The organism is Phaeobacter sp. JH204B, from assembly GCF_048055755.1.
GTDB lineage: Bacteria > Pseudomonadota > Alphaproteobacteria > Rhodobacterales > Rhodobacteraceae > Phaeobacter > Phaeobacter bryozoorum.
Window position 1 is genome coordinate 131,508 of sequence record NZ_JAYMXF010000033.1, and the last position, 17,218, is coordinate 148,725.

Consider the following 17,218-nt stretch of genomic DNA (forward strand, 5'->3'; position numbering starts at 1 on the left):
AAAGGCTAGATCAATCCAAGCTGTCTCGGCTGAGCAGATATATTGCGCATCCGGCCAGCAAAAACGCGAGCAGGAAACCGAAAATGGCCAAATAGGGCAAGGAAAGGTCCGCACCGGACGTTTCCGCATGCAGGCGCCCACTGGCAAACTGCATGATTCCCACCCCGCCGATGCCAAAGAAGTTGAGCATGGTCACTCCGCGACCCACCAGATGCGGCGGCACAAAGGCACGCCCCTGCGCCAGGATCACCGGAAACGCAGCGCCAAAGAAGCCAACGGCCGCCATCAGCGCCACCACCAGCGGCACGGGACCATCCACCCACAGCATCAAGGCCCCCAGCGCGACACAGGCAAGCAGATTGCCGCCAAGCACGACCCCCTTGCGGGTTCCCAGCAGCCGGTCCATCGGACCATAGGCAAAGGTGCCAAGGATCATCGCGACCCCCATCACCAGGCTGGCCAACCCGACCGCCTCCCGCCCCAGTCCAAAAACATCGCTCAGATAGGGTCCGATCCATAGCCCCCGCAAGGCCGCAGAGGGGGCGTAGGCCACGAACATCATGATGAATATCGGCCAGAGGACCGGCAGGCGCAGAATATCGAGAACAGACCCTTTGGCCCCCTCGCCCGCCTCGACCCGCGCCGGATCCTTTACCGTCAGCGCGATGCCCAGTGCGACTGCGGTAGAGATCCCTGCAAGCCCGAACAGCGTGCCCCGCCATCCCAAGACCTCAACCGCCAGCGCCGTTGGATAGGACGCGACCAGATTGCCCAGCGAGCCCACCCCGAGCATCACGGCCGCCAGTGTCGCAAAACGGCGTGGCGGATATTCGCGTGCGAATATGTAATAAGACGCCATGAGCACGGGAGAACAGCCGATCCCGATCAGGACCATCGCAAGGCTGATATGTGAGGGCTGAGCCGCCAGCGCAAAGACCAGCGTCCCACCGCCACCGCCAAGCAGCAGCAGTGCCGCAGCGGTCCGGCTTGGTCCGACACGATCCAGCGCCCAGCCGACCGGCAGTTGCATCGCCGCAAAGGTCAGGAACCAGAGCCCTGAGGCAAAGGCGAGATCCTTGGGCGTGGCTCCCAGATCGTTTTGCAAGGCGGAGCTGAGCACCGCCAGGAATGCGCGAAAAAACTGACTGAGCACGTAGCCCAGACATAATATGACCAGCCCGGCCTGCATGTTGGTCCCCCCCGGAATGAGATGTCTGCCCCGGCAAACAGCCAAGACCAGCAATCGTAATTCGTCCACAGTGGCGATTTCGCACCAATTCACAAGAGTGCGAAACCACTTAGCCGTGATTGGTCGTGTGCTGCTGTCGCGCTAGGCTATGGTGTCAACAGGATGAACGGATCGCAGATGACACAGGATGGTTTCTACCAAAGCCTAGCGCCCAGCCGCGACTTTGCCGGTCTGACCCGTTCTGGTGCCTTTACGCCGCTGCCGAGGGACTGGATGGTCGGCTGCTGCGATATCGTCAATTCCACCGATCTGATCGCGACCGGGCGCTACAAGACGGTAAACACCATCGGCGCCTCGGCGATTGCCGCGATGATCAACGCCCTAGGAGGCACGCCGTTTCCCTATGTCTTTGGCGGTGACGGCGCCTCCTTTGCAGTGGCCCCTGAACACGCCGCTATCGCGCGCGACACGCTGGCGCGGCTGCGCAGCTGGACCAGCGCGGAATTCGACATCGAGCTGCGCGCCGCATTGCTGCCGGTGTCCTGGATCAGAGCCGAAGGCCTGGATGTCGCCGTTGCCCGCTATGCCGTCTCAGACGCGGCCGACTACGCAATGTTTGCCGGTGGTGGCCTCAACTGGGCGGAACGGCAGATGAAGCTGGGAGGTTTCGAAGTGCCCCCCGCACCGCTGCCCGATCCGCCGGATCTGACAGGCCTGTCCTGCCGCTGGAATACGATACCGGCTCGCAACGGGATGATCCTCTCGGTCGTGGTGCAGCCCGATAGTCGGGCCTCAGCCAGGGATTTTGCCAAAATCGCCAGCGATGTTCTCGCAGTTGCAGACAAGTTGCAGCGCCATGGTCATCCGGTGCCGGACGGCGGGCCAAGCTTCAGCTTCCCCCCGCCGGGTCTGACGCTGGAGGCAAAGATGTCACGCGGGAAAACCGCGTTGATTTTGCGAAAGCTGCAGTTGTTTGTTCAGACGGTCTTTGCGGCCTATGCGCTCACCCGCAAGCGTCCGATTGGTGGCTTTGATGCCCAGCATTACCGCAGAATGCTCGTCGCCAACGCGGATTTTCGAAAATTCGACGATGGCCTGAAACTGACACTCGACTGTCCGGCAGAGGTGCGCGACGAGATCACACATATCCTGGAGAAAGCCGCGGCAGCAGGGCAGGTGCGCTATGGCGTGCATGAGCAGGACGAAGCGCTGGTAACCTGCATCGTACCGTCGGCGATGCGCGACGATCACGTCCATTTCATCGACGGGGCCGCGGGCGGCTATACGCAAGCAGCGCTGAGAATGGCCGCCGCTTCAAATCCGGCGGCGGCCTGAGGTCTGATTGGGACCGTTTTGCGTTGGCGAGATGCCCCCGATCAGACCGGCTGGAACTTGCCGCTGCGCGGCTCATAACACTCCAGACCACCCTCGCCGATATCGGTCCAAAGGCCATGCAGGCTCAATGTTCCATCCCGCACGGCGCTATCAATGAAGGGGAAGGTCATCAGGTTTTCGAGCGATGCAACCACCGCCTGCCGTTCAAACTGACGCGCCTGCGCGTCGGTATCCTCGATATCTTCGACCAGCGGAAACTTCGGCTTCAGGATATCCATCCAACGCCCGACAAAGCTCTCCTTGGCATCCAGCGCTGGTGCATGGCCTTTGCACATGTCGATACATCCCTGCACACCACCGCATTGTGAATGCCCCAACACAATCAGATGTGCCACCTTCAGAACGGTAACAGCGTATTCAACGGTCGCGCTGGTGCCATGGTGATCGCCGTCAGGCTGATAGGGCGGCACCAAATTCGCAATATTACGGTGAATGAAGAACTCGCCCTGATCGGCACCGAAAATCGAGGTGACATGAACCCGACTGTCGCAGCAGGAAATAACCATCGCGCGCGGGCGCTGCCCTTCGCTGGCGAGCCGCCGGTACCAGCCTTGATTTTCGCTATAGGTCGTGGCTTTCCACCCATGATAGCGCGTCACCAGATAGCTCGGCAGGGGTTTGGCAAATTGCATGTGTCGTTCCTCGATTGACCTCTGGCAGGTCTGTTACCAAGGATTGTTAGCAAATTCGAGAGATTTGGTCATCCGGCTGGAAACCTTTTGACAACTTCTAAGGCGCAAGTTTGGCCCGTGCCGTGGGGGCATGAATAAATTGGGGTTTAATGTGGTGGCTCAAATACTCACTGTAGTACACAAAGAAAATGTGCGCCTAGACTCCGACAAACTGTCGGATCTCTATACGCAACTCGGCGAAGCCGGGGCCGAAGATGTGGTTTGTCGCGCGATCGAGGAACTCGCCGTGCGGCTGTCTCATTGCGAACGTCTCTGGCGCCAGAACGATTTGCCAAACCTACGCAAAAGTGCGCGTTCCCTGATCGCTATCGCCGATCAGATTGGCATGACAGCAATGGCACGGGTTGCCCGTGACGTGACCGGCGCGATCGACATAAACGATTTTGCAGCAGTTTCGGCGACCCTGTTCCGGCTGATGCGGATCGGCGAGCGATCCCTGACCGCTGTATGGGAGCAACAGGACCTTTCGGTCTGACAAGTGATCCTGGGGGGACACTTGCTCGGATATATCTGACAGCGGATCTGCCGCCGATGGAGCCGGTCTCCAACTGTCAGACCAAGGCTTGATGCCAACCAAATGGCAATTTCGTAGCGACGCAGGTTATGCGTCCGGGCTCTTAGCGGGGCCCTTATTGGCGTTGCGCCTGCGGCCGTGGCGGATGCAACCTGTTGGAACCACATGTTGACCGACAATCAGCAGGGCTTGCAGACGGCGCTGTGACAGATACTCTGACGATGAAATCGCCCCCCGGTTCCGGAGTATCCTGTCATGCCCTCTGCCAAGCCATCCGCCATCAGCCGCCTTGCGCGTCCGGCCTTCGCCGACCCGGCGACGGCCAGCCTCGATCTGCATGTGCTGGATCAGGACAAGTGCGAAGACTGGCTTGCCAATGCGCCGAGCGAGACCAGTAACTGGGCCCGCACCAATGGGTTTCGCGGCGCCATCGGGCAGGCGCTCGTCATTCCGGATCGCGACGGTGCGCCCAGACAGGTGTTGGTGGGATACGGCACCGCCAAGGACCGCGCGAGGGGCAGGTTCATTCTGGCCGGCGCCCTCTCTGCGCTGCCCGGAGCAACCTATCGCCTGGTCGAAGGGATCGCCGAGGAGGATCGCCCGGCTGAGTGCCTAGGTTGGCTGCTCGCCCAATATAGGTTTGATCGGTATAAATCCGGGCGCGTCTCCGAAACCCATCTGATCGCACCCGAGGGCGTCGATGCAGCCCGGATCGAGGCCTGCGCGGCCGGGGAATATCTGACTCGCGACTTGATCAATACGCCCGCCTCTGACATGGGGCCGCAGGATTTGCAGGAGGCAACACAGGCGCTGGCGGATCGATATGGCGCCGCCCTTGACGTTGTCGCCGATGAAGATCTTCTGACGCAGAACTTTCCCATGATCCACACCGTTGGCCGCGCTTCGGATCGTCGCCCCCGCCTGCTGGATATGCGCTGGGGCAATACTGGCCCGAAGCTCACCCTTGTAGGCAAGGGCGTCTGTTTTGACACCGGCGGCCTCAATCTCAAACCCGGCAGCAGCATGGCCCTGATGAAAAAGGATATGGGAGGTGCCGCCAATGTCCTGGGGCTCGCAGAGATGATCATGGTGCTGCAATTGTCTTTGCAGCTCCGCGTCCTGATCCCAGCGGTTGAGAACAGCGTTTCGGCGAATGCCTTTCGCCCCGGTGATGTACTCACCGCGCGCAACGGTCTGACGGTCGAAATCAACAACACCGATGCCGAAGGTCGGCTGGTCCTGGCCGATGCCCTGTCCTACGCGGCGGAAGACGCCCCGGATCTGCTAATCTCCATGGCCACGCTGACGGGCGCGGCGCGTGTGGCGGTCGGTCCGGATCTGGCGCCGTTTTACACCGATAGCGATAGCGATGCCGATGCGCTCAGCGCGGCCGCCGCTGCCTCAGCCGATCCGGTCTGGAGGATGCCTTTTCACGCGCCCTATGAGACCATGATTGAACCGCTGATCGCTGATCTGGACAACGCGCCAAGCGGCGGCTTTGCCGGATCCATCACCGCGGCTCTGTTCCTGCGCCGCTTTGCCGGCGGCAGCCGGTATATCCATTTCGACATCTATGGCTGGACGCCGACCGCCGCCCCGGCCCGGCCAAAGGGCGGCGCATTGCAGGGCGCTCGGGCCCTGCTCGATGCGTTGCCAACCATGCTGAACCTCTGAGGCACCGGATGACCGATCCCCGCCGCACCCTGGCCAATGACCACGTGATCGCTGCACATCTGGCGCAGCACTCGCCCGACCGCACGGCAGTGACAGGACAACCCGCCTGTATTCGTTTGCCCGTGGTAAACCTGTTACGGCGCCCGGACGGGCCGCGCGACCGTCAACTGCTGCTTGGCGCCGAGATCACGATCTACGAAGAGCGCGATGGATGGGCGTTCGTGCAGGCTGTGGCTGATGACTATGTCGGCTATGTTCCGGCCACAGCCCTCGCAACCGATGCCGCCCCCGCAACCCATCGGGTCTGCACACCGGCAACACATGCCTATAGCGCTGCAGATATGAAATCCGCCGACCTCTGCAGTCTCAGCCACGGCAGCAGGGTGAGCGTCCTAGCTTTCACAGATCGATTTGCGGAAACCAATCTGGGGTTCATCCCCGCGTCTCATCTGCGGCCGGTTTCAGTGCCCGAAACCGATCCGGTCGCGGTTGCACAGCTCTTTCTCGGCACGCCTTATCTATGGGGCGGAAACAGCCGCTGGGGGATCGACTGCTCGGGTCTGGTCCAGGCGGCGATGCTGGCCTGCGGGGTCACCTGCCCCGGTGACAGCGACCAGCAGGAAAATGAACTTGGCCAGGACATATCGCTCGGCAACACAGCGGTTCCCAGTGATCTCAGACGCGGCGATCTCCTGTTCTGGAAGGGCCATGTCGCCCTGATGCAGGACCACGAAACCATGATCCATGCAAACGCCCATCATATGGCGGTTGCACTGGAGCCGGTGGCGGATGCGGTGGAGCGGATCATGGTGCAGGGCGATGGACCGATCACTCGTCACCGGCGCCCAGACCTCTGAAGCCGCTTCTTCGCGGCCCGGATCATCAGGCAGCGCCGCAACCGGCGGTCAGGTCACGGATCGGATGAGCTTGCGTTCGAGCACACGCAACACGGATTTGAGATCATGGCCGCGCTTCAGAATCTGCCCATCCATACCGACAACCGCATATTGCCCCTGCCTATTACGCAGCTTGGGACGCTTCTCGATACGGTAAAGAGGGTGCTCAGCGGTGCGCCGGAACACCGAGAAAACGGCCAGATCCCGAAGGGTCGAAATGCCGTAGTCCCGCCATTCCCCGGCTGCAACCATACGGCCATACAACGACAGGATCACCGAGAGTTCGGTCCGGTGAAAGGCAACCTGCTGCGGGCCGGAAAACGATGAGAAGGGCTGCACTTGGTCAAAGCTCATAATGACAGCGTTGCGCCAAACAGACAGCAAATCAAGCATTATTGCCACCTTGCGGCGCAGCTGGCGTCCTCAGGAAGGCGAAAGCTCGGGCAGAACAGAGCGTGTGTCCAGACCGATGGTCTGCTCAAAAGCCGCACGTCCAGGGGCGGTCAGCAGCAGCCCCCGTTTGACCGGCTGACGCTTGACCCAGCCCGAAGTCAGCGCGTGAGACAACAGCTGACGCCCCAATTCGCCCGAGATATGAAGGCGCCGCTCCGTCCAGTCCATGCAGGGCTTCGCAAAGGCTTGCCGTGAAGGCCGTGTCGGCAGGGTCACTCCCAGCCGGTCCCATTCTGCTGCCGGAATCACTTCGAACCCGCCGTTGCGCTCAACCAGAATTCCAAGATCGAGAAACCGTCGGGTCATCGCCACCGCCAATGGACCGGCAAAGTGGTCGTAGCAACTGCGCAATGGTGCCAGGACACCCGCCTTTCGCTGCTGCGCACGATGCAGATGATCCGACGGCGCAATCGCAGCCAGTTGCTCAAGGGTCTGTGCCACCTCGGCGCTGGCCAACCTGTGAAAAACGCAGCGCCCTCGCTTTTCAGCAACGACCAGGCCTGCGGATTGCAGCAGCTGCAGATGCGCTGTTGCTGTCGGCGCGGTGACACCTGCCGCCGCCGCCAGCTCCTTATTGGTGTAGGACCGACCGTCCAGCAGCTCGCATAACATACGGGTGCGGCTGGCATCGGAAAGCGCCTGGCCCAGAATATCAAATCGAGGAGTGCTCATGGTCAGACGATAACCCGCCGCCCGCGATTGCGCCTAGTACAAACGCTTCGACCATCGCCGAAGGGTTCTAGCCAGCCTGTCTATCCCATCATTAACCGGGATCTAACCTCAACCGCATAGTTTTTTCGCATCGCGCCTGATCAGGATCTGGAGCCAAGAGACCATGCAGCATGACCCCAAACAACAACGCCATCGACCTGACCGGGTTCAGACCCGAGCCGACGAGCACTGGCGTGGTCTGGGGGGCCTCTGCCTTCTCATGGGCAGCGCGCTGCTGATCGCCTCACTTCTGCTGCTGGCCGGCAAGGTCGATGCCGATCCTCAACCGACCAACAAACACGTTGCCCAACGTATCGCTCTGATGGGTGGTCAAAAAACGGCCGTTCAGGATCTTGCAGCGATGACCCGCGACTACATCGCATTCGATCGCGGCGCCGCGCGTGCAGCCCGACGCGATCTGATCCGGTCGACGCGCCGCATCCCGCGCGAATTCCGCCAGGATGTCACCGATCTGTCATCCCATGCACGCGGCGGGATCTGGGCAAACTGGGCTGATTTCAAACGCCATGCGGAGTCTGCCGAACGCGCGGCACGCGCACTGAATACCCGCTCGGCGGCCGGGTTGAAACGCAGCCTGCCCCGCCTGCTATCCGCCTGTCACAACTGTCACCAGATCTACCGTGAGACACCGCGCGAATTCACCACTCACTGAGCTGCCCTAGCCGGTTCGACCCGATGGCAGATCAGCGAGCACTGTTGCCTGCCGTACCAGCGATCCCGTAGCGGGCAAGAAACGTCTTGATCGCGGCCTCAACCACACGCTCACGCTCGTCATCGCCGATATCGGCGTCGATGTTGAAAAGCAGCCTAAGGAACATATCCGCGCGACAAAGTTCCGCAAACTGATCAGCCGCTAGATCCAGATCCTCGATCCGCAGCTCGCCCCGTGCGGTCGCTTCTGTCAGATACTCGCGCAGCTGCGCCCGGATGGTTGCCGGCCCGCTTTCGTAGAAGCGGCGTCCCAGATCCGGAAACCTGTCCGCCTCGGCAACGCAGATGCGAAACATCTTCACGCCAAACTCCGACAGGATCACCGACAGAACGTGGTGCCCCGCCTCACGCAGCGCGGTCTCAGGGTCACAGCAACCCGCGCCAATGCTGACCGCTGTGTCAGCCTGACGCGCGCAACCGTGCCGAGCAACTTCCATGAACAACAGCCGCTTGTCCGGAAAGTAGCTGTAGAGCGTTGCCTTCGAGACCCCGGCTTCTCGGGCAATATCATCCACGCTGGCGCCCTCAAACCCATGGGCCATAAACACATCCCGCGCACCGAGGAGCACCTGATCATATTTGCGACCCTTGCGGGGAATAGCGGTTGGCTGGTTCATCAATACTCTCGGTCAGGGGGCGATACAGTGATCGGATATCGCGGGTTGCAGGCCCAATCTAGGCATTCTGCGGCAAGGTCAAGCGTGACCTCACAAACGGTTGCGGCGTCGTGATAGTCTATGAGCCAGAGCCCTGCGCGGCGAACAAAAAACGCTTGCGCCGACGATCTGTCCAACTCATGACATCAGCTTAACGCGTTTGTCGGCATAGGCAAACGCGCGGATGGAAACACACCGGAACCGCTTATGGCGGCGGCTCTGCGGTTGCGCCATGGGGGCCAACGGATAGGTGCCAGCGCGTCAGCGCTGCCCGGCCCAACGGGAAGAGGACCTCACCCGAGGTCCGATGACAGGCGGGAGCCCTGCGCGGGGTGAGAAACGCTCTTCCCGAGTTGGTCAAATTAGGTTACCAATTCCCACGATGCTCGACATATTTCTGAGAACACTCCCGTTTTTTGCGATCATCGGTCTTGGATATTGGGCCGGTCGCAGCCGCTTTTTCTCGGAAGAGGCCACCGCCAGCCTCACAAAGTTCGTCTTCTATTTCCCACTTTCGGCAATGATCTTCCGATTTGCCGCCAATCTGTCTTTTTCGGAGATCTTCGATCCCCGGCTGGTGCTCGGGTATCTGTTGGGCACATCGGTAGTTTATGGGGTCACCACGCTGGTGGCTGCGCTGCGTCGCCTCGACATGCAAACCGCCGCAGTAGAGGCGCAATGCGCGGCCATCGGCAACGTTGGATTTCTCGGCCTGCCAATGATGATCATCTTGTTCGGCCCGGCCTCGGTAGGGCCGATGATGCTGGTTCTCAGCGTCGATCTGGTGGTGTTTTCCTCTCTGATCGTCGTCCTGATCAACCTGGGGCGCGGCAGCGGCCTTAGCGGCGCCACGCTGGGGCTGGTTGGTCGTGGGTTGCTGCGAAACCCGATGATCCTGTCGATCTGCGCAGGTCTGATCTGGTCGGCGCTCGCGCTGCCGATACCGACCCCTGCGAATGCGTTTCTTGCCTTGCTGGGCGATGCCGCAACGCCCGGCGCGCTCTTTGCGATCGGCGCGTCTCTGGCCTCGAAATCTGCCGAACGGGTGCAGATTGCCAGCTGGCTCAGCTTCGCCAAGCTGGTATTGCACCCGGCCGCAGTGGCGCTCTGCGTGCTGGTGCTGGTGCCTGTGGATCCCTATGCCGCCGGTGTCGCCATCGCCGCCTCAGCGCTGCCGGTGGCCGGAAACGTCTACATGCTGGCGCAACACTATGGGGTCGCCCCGCACCGGGCCTCAGCCGCCATCCTGCTATCGACGACACTCTCGATCCTGACACTGCCCTTGGTGATCGCTGGGGTCTCGGTATTGACGCAGCCCTGAGCCGATCCGGCCGCTGACCTGGCGATATTGGCATCAATCGCGGCCATCGGCGTCCGCAGTTTTCAGGTTTTTGCAATGATATGTCGCAAAAACAGGGACCACAGACGCGCAGTCACTGGACCCTATGGCTGACCACAGGTAGCGATAGAGCAACATAGAACAAAGGAGTCGCCCCATGGAAACCGTCTCGGAAAATGCCGCCTTCGGAGGCGTGCAAGGCGTCTATCGCCATGCCAGCAGCAGCACCAATTGCGACATGACCTTTGGGCTGTTCCTGCCGGAGGAAGTCGCCGATGGGCCGGTTCCGCTGCTGTGGTATCTGTCCGGGCTGACCTGCACCCACGAAAACGCCATGACCAAGGCAGGCGCGCAGGCCTGGTGCGCGGAACAGGGGATCGCCATCGTGTTTCCGGACACCTCCCCGCGCGGCGACGGGGTTGCGGATGACGAAGCCTATGACCTGGGACAGGGGGCTGGTTTCTACGTGAACGCCACCCAGGATCCCTGGGCGCCGCATTTCCGGATGTGGGATTACGTCACCGAGGAGCTGCCTGCCCTGCTGGCTGAGCAGTTTGCACTGGATATGGACCGCCAGTCGATCACCGGCCACTCCATGGGCGGACATGGCGCGCTGACGATGGCGATGAACCTGCCGGGCCGGTTCCGGTCGGTGTCGGCCTTCGCGCCGATCTGCAACCCCTCGGCCAGTGACTGGGGCCGCAAGCAGCTGACGGCCTATCTGGGTACTGACGAAGCCGCATGGGCGCGCCACGACGCCACCCTGATGATGCAGGAGAGCGGCTTTGACGGGCCAATCCTGATCGACACCGGCACATCCGATCAATTCCTCGACCTGTTGAAACCGGAGGCTCTGGCCGAGGCTGCGGCGGCCCGCCGCCAGCAGGCCGTCCTGCGGATGCAGCCGGGATATGACCACAGCTATTTCTTCGTCTCTACCTTCATGGAGGACCATGTGTCCTTCCATGCCGAAGCGCTCTACCGGGGCTGATACATGGCAGATTTCAACTACGACCTCATCATTATCGGATCCGGTCCCTCCGGGCGCACCGCAGCGATTCAGGCAGGCAAACTGCACCGCCGCGTATTGGTCATCGACCGCAAGGATCGTCTGGGCGGTGTCTCGGTGCATACCGGCACTGTCCCCTCCAAAACCCTGCGAGAGACCGTGCTGAACCTCTCTGGCTGGCGCGAGCGCAGTTTCTATGGCCGCGCCTATCGGGTGAAGGATCAGATCCAGGCCGAGGATCTCAAGGCCCGCCTGCACATGACCCTCGACCATGAGGTCGACGTGCTGGAACATCAGTTCAACCGAAACCACGTCGAGGTCCTGGCCGGCCTTGCGCGTTTTGTCGGCCCGAACGAGGTCGAAGTCGCTACCGAGGCAGGCGATACCACCCGTGTCACCGGCGAGAAATTCCTGATTGCCACCGGCACGCGCACCTATCGCCCGGAGTATGTGCCATTCAACGGCAAAACCGTCGTCGACGGCGATGAGTTCCTCGAAATGGAGGAAATCCCGCGTTCGCTTGTCGTGGTCGGAGCCGGGGTGATCGGCGTCGAATATGCCACCATGTTCTCTGCCCTTGATGTCCGTGTGACCCTGATCGAGCCGCGCGACACCTTCCTCGACTTCATCGACAGCACATTGATTCAGGATTTCACTCACCAGATCCGCGAGAACGGCGTCGATTTGCGTCTCGGCTCTGCCATCACCAAGATCGAGGACGAAGGCAGCCATATCGAGGTGAGCCTGGAGAACGGACGTCATGTACGCGGCGACATGCTGCTGTTCGCCGCTGGTCGCATGGGCAATACCGAGGCGCTGAACCTTGAGGCTGTTGGTCTGGAAACGGATCACCGCGGCCGTCTCAGTGTTGATCGCAAATCCTATCAGACCGCCGTGCCGCATATCTATGCCACCGGCGATGTGATCGGCCACCCCTCCCTGGCGTCGACCTCATTGCAGCAGGGGCGGGTTGCAGCCTGTCACGCGCTGGAAACACCGACCCTGCCCGAAAGCCCGTGGTTCCCCTATGGCATCTATTCGGTGCCTGAGATGTCAACCTGCGGCATGTCGGAGGAAGAACTCCAGGAACGTGGCATCCACTACGAAATCGGCATCGCGCGCTTCCGCGAAACCTCTCGCGGTCATATCATGGGGCTGGAACACGGCATGCTGAAGATGCTGTTCTCTCTCAAGACGCGCCGAGTGCTCGGGGTTCAGATTGTCGGCGAAGGCGCAACCGAACTGATCCATATCGCCCAGGCGGTGCTCAACCTCAAAGGCACGGTGGATTACTTCGTCCAGAACACCTTCAACTATCCGACCCTGGCCGAGGCCTATAAGATTGCCGGCCTTGACGCGTTCAACCGGATGCCGATCCCGGAGGAGTTCAAGGTGAAGAAGACCGGCCCCGAGACCTCCAAGACCGCCGCCAAGGCGAAACCGGCCGCCAAGGTAAAACCCACCAAGGCCGCTGAGTGATGGCGCTCTATATCGACGCCGATGCCTGCCCCGTCAAAGCCGAGGCAGAGCGCGTGGCAACCCGCCACAAGGTCACGATGTATGTTGTCTCAAACGGTGGGCTGCGCCCCTCGCAGAACCCGCTGGTAGAGACCGTGATCGTATCTGAAGGCGCCGATGTAGCCGACATGTGGATCGCCGAGCGTTGCGGAAACGGCGATGTCGTGGTCACCGGAGATATTCCGCTGGCCGCAAAATGTATCGAGGCCGGCGCCCGGGTGTTGCGGCACAATGGGGACCGCTTCACAGAGGCCAATATCGGCCAACAACTGGCGATGCGCGATCTGATGGCAGATCTGCGCGCCGCCAATCCGCTTGGTGCCGGGGGCAGCGGCAAAGGCTTTACCAAAGCCGACCGATCCCGCTTTCTCGACGCGCTCGAGCGTGAGATCCGCGCCGCCAGCGCCACCTGAACCGGTCCGGTCGCCCCCTGCTCTTGCCCTTTGCCCATCGTTGCGTCACTGATTGCACCAATCACCGAGGCGGAGAGCAGATGTGACGCAGCAACAGGCAGGCCTCCCCATTCTTGGCGTCCTTGCGGCAGTCGGGGCCGCGATCTGTTTCTCCATCATAGACGTCATCTTCAAATTCCTGTCCGGCGATTACCCGCTATATCAGGTGGTGATGTTCCGCTCCGTCGTGGCCATGTTCGTCTTGCTGGCGCTGATCATCCCTCTGGAAGGCGGCTATGGCATTCTGCGCACGCGGCAACCCCGTCTGCATCTGCTGCGCAGCCTCGCGGTGCTATTTGCCAATCTCTGTTTCTTTACCGGTCTCGCGATCATGCCCATCGCCGAAGCGGTGGCGATTGCCTTTGCCACGCCGCTGGTTGTCACCAGCCTGTCAGTCCTGTTTCTGAAAGAGCGGGTTGGCCCTTGGCGCTGGATGGCGGTTGCCATCGGTTTTGTCGGTATTCTGATGATCATGCGCCCGGGTCCCGGCACCTTTCAGCCTTCTGCAATCCTGCCGTTTCTCGGTGCCTGCGGCTATGCCACGCTGCATGTCCTGACCCGCCGGGCTGGCGGTTCGGACAAGGCGGCGACACTGTCCTTCTACCCGACGCTTGGGTTTCTGCTGGTCAGCTCCCTTGTCGGGCTGCTGGCCGGTGACGGGCGCTTCGCCACCTCCGACAGCGCTGGTCTGCAGTTCATCCTGCGCGCCTGGATCTGGCCTGCCTCTCAGGATTGGCTCCTGTTTCTGACCGTGGGGCTAGCCGGCTCCGTCGGCGGTTATCTGGTCAGCCAGGCCTATCGCCAGTGCGAGGCTGGTCTGGTTGCTCCGTTTGAATATATCGCCATGCCGATGGCCGTGGTTTGGGGCGTATTGGTCTTTGACGAATGGCCAGACGGCCCGGTCTGGATCGGATCGACCTTGATCATTGGCGCCGGTCTTGTTTCAGTCTGGCGCGAAACCCGCCGCAGTCGCCCGGCCCCTCGCCCACGACCGCGTTCGACCGGATAGGAGAGCCTGAAGATGACCATCCAAGCCGTCGTTTTTGACATCGGCCGCGTGCTGATCGAATGGGAGCCTGAACGCTTCTACGATGCCAAGATCGGCAAGGAGCGACGCGAAGCGCTGTTTCGCGAGGTCGACCTGCATGAAATGAACCTGGGCATAGACCGGGGCGACGATTTCAAGGGCGCCGTCTATGCGCTGGCCGATCAGCATCCCGAATGGGCCGAGGAGATTCGCCATTGGCACGACAGCTGGCTCCAGATGGCCAGCCCTGCGATTCCTCACTCCGTTCGCCTGATGCGCGCTCTGCGCCGACGCGCTGTGCCGGTCTTTGCGCTCACGAATTTTGGGATTGGCACCTTTGAACTGGCCAGAACCACCTACCCTTTCTTCGACGAGTTCGACAAAGCATTTGTCTCCGGCCATCTACGGACGATCAAACCTGAGGCAGAGATTTACGCCCAGCTTGAACAGGATACCGGCGTACCGTCTGAGCGTCTCCTGTTCACCGACGACCGCCCCGAAAACATCGAGGCTGCCGCCGAACGCGGCTGGCAGACGCATCTCTTTACCCATCCCCAGACCTGGGCTGATCGCCTGGTAACAGAGGGACTGCTGTCGTCGGAGGAGGCCCAATGAGCGCGATCCTGCAAATCCCATTCGACCAGGGCGAAGCCAATCTGGACTGGCGATCGTTCTGTGATGCCCTCGCCGCAGGACACCGGCTGCCAAAGGCTGAGGTCACCGATAGTTTCCTCTACCGGGGCAAGGACACGCTGCTGAACCGCGCTGCGTGGATTGATGGGCTTGGTCTTGCGGTGAAAAGCGCGACGATCTTTCCCGGCAACCCGGATTGCGGCCAGCCGATGGTCAATGGTGCGGTGTGCCTCTACGACGATCAACACGGGATGCTGGAGGCGCTGATCGACTTCCATCTGGTGACCAAATGGAAAACGGCGGGTGACAGCCTGCTGGGGGCGCTCCGCTTGGCCAATCCAGACAGCCGGGAGATCCTGATCGTTGGGGCCGGCACCGTCGGGGCCTCGCTGATAGAGGCCTTTGGCACCGCCTACCCCAAAGCTCAGATCCGCATCTGGAATCGTACGTTGGCAAAGGCAGAGGCGCTGGCACACCGCTACCCCCATACGAAAACAGCACCCGATCTGGAAACTGCTGTGCGGGCGGCGGATATCATCGTGACCTGCACCATGTCGTCGACGCCTATCATCCATGGGGACTGGTTGCACCCCGGCCAGCATCTCAATCTGATCGGTGCCTACCGCCCAGATATGCGCGAGGCGGATGATACAGCTCTGCAACGCGCCGAGATCTATTGTGACAGCTTTGACACCACCATCGATCACATTGGGGAGTTCAAGATTCCGCTGGCCGACGGCGTGATCCGCCGCAACGAAATCCTGGCGGACTTCTACGATCTGGAGCGCTTTCCCGAATTCGACCCGACCAAGATCACCCTGTTCAAAAACGGGGGCGGCGCACATATGGATCTGATCACCAGCCGCCACATTCTGGACCGCTGGCAAGGAGGGAGCTGACCCCCAGGTCGCAGCCCTCAGGCAGCGGCCATCCGGGCCCGCGGGTGTTCGCGAATGGGCAGGTGCACAATGGCGCTGAACGCGCCGATCCCGACACCGATCCACCAGACCAGCGTGTAATCTCCGTAGATGTCATACATCCGCCCCCCCAGCCACACGCCCAGAAAACTACCCAGTTGGTGACTGAAGAACACGATCCCATAAAGCGTGCCCATGTAACGCAGCCCGTAGAGATGCGCGACAAGACCGGAGGTCAGCGGCACCGTCGCCAGCCACAGCGACCCCATCACGATGGAAAAAATGATGACCGAAACCGGCGTGATCGGCACCAGAATAAAGGCCGCCGCCGCAATCGTGCGGCCGGTATAGATCGCCGCCAGCAGGTATTTCTTGGAATACCGGTTGCCTAGCCAACCGGCGAGCAGGGTTCCCCCGACATTGGCCGCGCCGATCAGCGATATCGCAACCGCCCCCAATGTCGAGGTTGAGGTGATCCCCATCGAATAAAGCGCACCTCCCGGCAGGATCGGGCCGCACATCTCTGTCACAAACGCAGGGAAATGCGCCGTGACAAAGGCCAGCTGATAGCCGCAGCTGAAAAAGCCGAGGAAAATCAGCGTATAGGACGGATCCTTGAACGCCTTTACCAGGATTGCCCCCATGCTCTCTTCCAGCTCCGCCTTGGAGGCCGCTTCCGGTGCGCGCATCAGGGGCAGGGTCGCGATCAGCGCCAGAACAACGCCCGCAAACACCAGAAAAACGCTCTGCCAGCTCAAAAACGTCAGCATCCATTCGGCAGTCGGCGCGCCGAAAATCTGCCCGGCAGAGCCAGCGGCAGTGACAATTGCGAGAGACATTGACCGGTTCTCATCCGAACTGGCCCGGCCAACCACGGCCAGCACGACACCAAACCCGGTTCCGGCTATGCCGAAACCCACCAGCCATTCGTAAGCCTGCATCTCAAACGGCGTGGTTGCGAAGGCGCTGAGCACCAGACCGGCTGCATAGACCAGCGCGCCGATGATGATCGCCTTGCGGTCGCCGATCTTCTCTGCGATGGCGCCGAAAATCGGCTGCCCGATGCCCCAGGCCAGATTCTGGATGGCAATCGCCAGCGAAAATTCGGACCGCAACCAGCCAAACTCCTCGGCAATCGGGATCTGAAAGACGCCAAAAGACGCACGCACCGCAAAGCTTGCCATAATGATGATGCAGCCGACAACCAGGACGGGGGTAAACAGCGGTGCGGGGCGGGTCATGATCACTCTCCTTGCCGGAGGGGCTCCGGTCAGCCGACGGTACGGAAAAAACAGGGTCGGTCAAATCAGGATTTTTGCGCCTATAGGTAAGAATATTTGATGTATTACAGCCTGCCCTTTTCCATAGAGACTTCGCGACCGCCCGCATCTGTCCTTGCAGCTGCAAAACC

The 17,218-nt window shown here is 61.1% G+C and carries 18 protein-coding genes; 12 read left to right on the plus strand and 6 right to left on the minus strand.

Going from position 1 to position 17,218, the window contains the following annotated elements; translation table 11 throughout:
• Window positions 1–10 precede the first annotated feature (10 nt).
• Window positions 11–1,189 (minus strand): MFS transporter, encoded by a 1,179-nt coding sequence (locus VXL81_RS19000; RefSeq protein ID WP_416555636.1) that lies wholly within the window; start codon window positions 1,187–1,189, stop codon window positions 11–13.
• 177 nt (window positions 1,190–1,366) lie between these two features.
• On the opposite strand from VXL81_RS19000, the gene VXL81_RS19005 reads away from it, so the two are divergent.
• On the plus strand, window positions 1,367–2,524 hold the full coding sequence (locus VXL81_RS19005; protein WP_416555638.1) for a DUF3095 domain-containing protein: 1,158 nt from the start codon (window positions 1,367–1,369) through the stop codon (window positions 2,522–2,524).
• A gap of 41 nt (window positions 2,525–2,565) precedes the next feature.
• Here the strand turns inward: VXL81_RS19005 and VXL81_RS19010 are convergent, their stop codons facing one another.
• Window positions 2,566–3,216, minus strand: a complete 651-nt coding sequence (locus tag VXL81_RS19010; protein ID WP_340546439.1) for a carbonic anhydrase — start codon at window positions 3,214–3,216, stop codon at window positions 2,566–2,568.
• A 130-nt stretch (window positions 3,217–3,346) separates the two neighbouring features.
• Between VXL81_RS19010 and VXL81_RS19015 the strand changes: the two genes are divergently transcribed.
• The 3 genes from VXL81_RS19015 to VXL81_RS19025 all read left to right on the plus strand — a co-directional run bounded on the left by VXL81_RS19015 (window position 3,347) and on the right by VXL81_RS19025 (window position 6,321).
• Entirely contained in the window at window positions 3,347–3,751 is a 405-nt protein-coding gene (locus VXL81_RS19015) for a hypothetical protein (RefSeq protein ID WP_340546438.1), read from the plus strand.
• A 294-nt stretch (window positions 3,752–4,045) separates the two neighbouring features.
• Complete coding sequence (locus VXL81_RS19020) at window positions 4,046–5,464, plus strand: leucyl aminopeptidase family protein (RefSeq protein ID WP_416555640.1); 1,419 nt, start codon at window positions 4,046–4,048, stop codon at window positions 5,462–5,464.
• An 8-nt stretch (window positions 5,465–5,472) separates the two neighbouring features.
• The gene (locus VXL81_RS19025) at window positions 5,473–6,321 is read left to right on the plus strand and encodes a C40 family peptidase (RefSeq protein WP_416555642.1); all 849 of its coding nucleotides are present in this window, start codon (window positions 5,473–5,475) and stop codon (window positions 6,319–6,321) included.
• 48 nt (window positions 6,322–6,369) lie between these two features.
• Here VXL81_RS19025 and VXL81_RS19030 read toward each other — a convergent pair whose 3' ends face one another.
• A complete protein-coding gene (locus tag VXL81_RS19030; RefSeq protein ID WP_340546435.1) occupies window positions 6,370–6,714 on the minus strand; it encodes a DUF2794 domain-containing protein in 345 nt (114 codons plus the stop codon).
• A 69-nt stretch (window positions 6,715–6,783) separates the two neighbouring features.
• Complete coding sequence (locus tag VXL81_RS19035) at window positions 6,784–7,485, minus strand: ArsR/SmtB family transcription factor (protein ID WP_340546434.1); 702 nt, start codon at window positions 7,483–7,485, stop codon at window positions 6,784–6,786.
• Between the two features lie 163 nt (window positions 7,486–7,648).
• Here VXL81_RS19035 and VXL81_RS19040 point away from each other — a divergent pair, with 163 nt between their 5' ends.
• A complete protein-coding gene (locus VXL81_RS19040; RefSeq protein WP_416555644.1) occupies window positions 7,649–8,197 on the plus strand; it encodes a cytochrome c in 549 nt (182 codons plus the stop codon).
• A gap of 31 nt (window positions 8,198–8,228) precedes the next feature.
• Here the strand turns inward: VXL81_RS19040 and VXL81_RS19045 are convergent, their stop codons facing one another.
• Window positions 8,229–8,873: a TetR/AcrR family transcriptional regulator gene (locus VXL81_RS19045; protein WP_416555646.1), complete on the minus strand. Its 645-nt coding sequence runs from the start codon at window positions 8,871–8,873 to the stop codon at window positions 8,229–8,231.
• A 421-nt stretch (window positions 8,874–9,294) separates the two neighbouring features.
• Between VXL81_RS19045 and VXL81_RS19050 the strand changes: the two genes are divergently transcribed.
• The 7 genes from VXL81_RS19050 (at window position 9,295) to VXL81_RS19080 (ending at window position 15,789) form a co-directional block, all read left to right on the plus strand.
• The gene (locus VXL81_RS19050) at window positions 9,295–10,233 is read left to right on the plus strand and encodes an AEC family transporter (protein WP_416555648.1); all 939 of its coding nucleotides are present in this window, start codon (window positions 9,295–9,297) and stop codon (window positions 10,231–10,233) included.
• Between the two features lie 175 nt (window positions 10,234–10,408).
• Window positions 10,409–11,242 carry an S-formylglutathione hydrolase gene (fghA, locus tag VXL81_RS19055; protein ID WP_340546430.1) on the plus strand — a complete coding sequence of 278 codons (834 nt, stop codon included), beginning with the start codon at window positions 10,409–10,411 and terminating at the stop codon, window positions 11,240–11,242.
• A 3-nt stretch (window positions 11,243–11,245) separates the two neighbouring features.
• Entirely contained in the window at window positions 11,246–12,739 is a 1,494-nt protein-coding gene (gene sthA / locus VXL81_RS19060; RefSeq protein WP_416534551.1) for a Si-specific NAD(P)(+) transhydrogenase, read from the plus strand.
• On the plus strand, window positions 12,736–13,191 hold the full coding sequence (locus VXL81_RS19065; protein ID WP_416538280.1) for a YaiI/YqxD family protein: 456 nt from the start codon (window positions 12,736–12,738) through the stop codon (window positions 13,189–13,191). The genes sthA and VXL81_RS19065 overlap by 4 nt, the downstream gene beginning before the upstream one ends.
• A gap of 82 nt (window positions 13,192–13,273) precedes the next feature.
• Window positions 13,274–14,239, plus strand: coding sequence for a DMT family transporter (locus VXL81_RS19070; RefSeq protein ID WP_416555650.1), 966 nt, complete (start codon window positions 13,274–13,276; stop codon window positions 14,237–14,239).
• A 12-nt stretch (window positions 14,240–14,251) separates the two neighbouring features.
• Window positions 14,252–14,872: an HAD-IA family hydrolase gene (locus VXL81_RS19075; protein ID WP_416555652.1), complete on the plus strand. Its 621-nt coding sequence runs from the start codon at window positions 14,252–14,254 to the stop codon at window positions 14,870–14,872.
• Window positions 14,869–15,789: an ornithine cyclodeaminase family protein gene (locus VXL81_RS19080; protein ID WP_416555654.1), complete on the plus strand. Its 921-nt coding sequence runs from the start codon at window positions 14,869–14,871 to the stop codon at window positions 15,787–15,789. Before VXL81_RS19075 ends, VXL81_RS19080 begins: the two co-directional genes overlap by 4 nt.
• Window positions 15,790–15,806: 17 nt before the next feature.
• Here VXL81_RS19080 and VXL81_RS19085 read toward each other — a convergent pair whose 3' ends face one another.
• Window positions 15,807–17,048 carry an MFS transporter gene (locus VXL81_RS19085; protein WP_416538279.1) on the minus strand — a complete coding sequence of 414 codons (1,242 nt, stop codon included), beginning with the start codon at window positions 17,046–17,048 and terminating at the stop codon, window positions 15,807–15,809.
• Window positions 17,049–17,218: the final 170 nt, after the last annotated feature.